Raw genomic sequence first — 1,290 nt, forward strand, 5'->3', positions numbered from 1 at the left:
CACTCAGACATCGACATCGCCATCCGGCTTGGCGACGGCAAATGGCCGGGCGGGCGCACGGAACTGCTCTTGGCGCAGGAAGTCTTCCCGGTCTGCGCGCCGGCGATTGCCCAAAAACTGAAGTCGATCGAGGACCTTGCCCAGACCTGCGCGATCACCGACGAGCGAGCAATGATCAACTGGGAAAGCTGGTTCGAGACGGCCGGCGTCCCACCTGTCAGCTTCCTCAAGGGTGCGCGTTTCACCGACCCGATGCTGTGCCTGGAATCGGCGATTGCCGGCCACGGCGTGATGCTGGGCTGGCAATTGCTCGCCGCGGATGCGCTGGCCGACGGGCGGCTGGTGGCGCCTTTCGGTATCCGCGCCCAGAGCGGGCTCGGCTATTGGCTGGTGACCTCGTCCGTCAAGGCGGAAAGCCGCAAGGTCCGGGATTTCAAGGTCTGGATCAGGGAAGAGATCGAAGCAACCATGGCGCGGTTCGGGTCCGCAAACCCAAAACCCGCCGGCGCGATCGCGGTGGAAAGCGCCGCGCCGCCGCTCTATGGTAGGTCGGACATCAAACTACGACAGGCAGGATCATGACCACACATTCGCGCGGCGTTTCCGCATCAATCGACCCGGTGAAGCTCGACAGGCTGGCGGAAGTCGCCATCAAGGTCGGGCTGCAATTGCAGCCAGGGCAGGATCTGGTGCTGACGTCATCGATCGCGGCACTGCCGCTAACCAGGCGGATCGTCGAGCATGCCTACAAGGCCGGCGCCGGCCTGGTGACGCCGATCTTCAACGATGACGAGATGACGCTGGCGCGCTACCGCTTCGGCGCCGATGCGAGCTTCGACCGCGCCGCCGGCTGGCTCTATGAAGGCATGGCGAAGGCCTTCTCCAACAATGCGGCCAGGCTTGCGGTGCGCGGCGAGGATCCGTCGCTGCTCTCCGCACAGGATCCGGCGAAAGTGGCGCGCGCCAACAAGGCCAATTCGATGGCTTATCAGCCGGCGTTGGAAAAGATCACCGGCTTCGACATCAATTGGAACATCGTCGCCTATCCGGACCTCGCCTGGGCCAAACAGGTCTTCCCCGGCGATGCCGACGATGTTGCGGTCGTGAAACTCGCCGATGCCATCTTCGCCGCGTCGCGGGTCGATGTGGAGGATCCGATCGGCAACTGGAGGGCGCACAACGCGGCGCTGCGCAGCCGCACCGAATGGCTCAACGGCCATAATTTCCATGCGCTGCACTTCACCGGACCGGGCACCGACCTGACGGTTGGACTGGCGGACGGCCATGAAT

2 protein-coding genes are annotated in these 1,290 nt (G+C 64.2%); both read left to right on the top strand.

Translation table 11 applies throughout. From position 1 onward, the window contains the following. Positions 1-582, top strand: a 582-nt coding sequence (locus tag EN994_RS31940; protein ID WP_245466151.1) for a LysR substrate-binding domain-containing protein, incomplete at its 5' end; no start/stop codon positions are given. After that, on the top strand, positions 579-1,290 hold a 712-nt coding region (locus EN994_RS31945), incomplete at its 3' end, for an aminopeptidase (RefSeq protein WP_164746438.1). The genes EN994_RS31940 and EN994_RS31945, both read left to right, overlap by 4 nt.

This window comes from Mesorhizobium sp. M7A.F.Ca.CA.002.09.1.1, from assembly GCF_003998555.1.
GTDB lineage: Bacteria > Pseudomonadota > Alphaproteobacteria > Rhizobiales > Rhizobiaceae > Mesorhizobium > Mesorhizobium ciceri.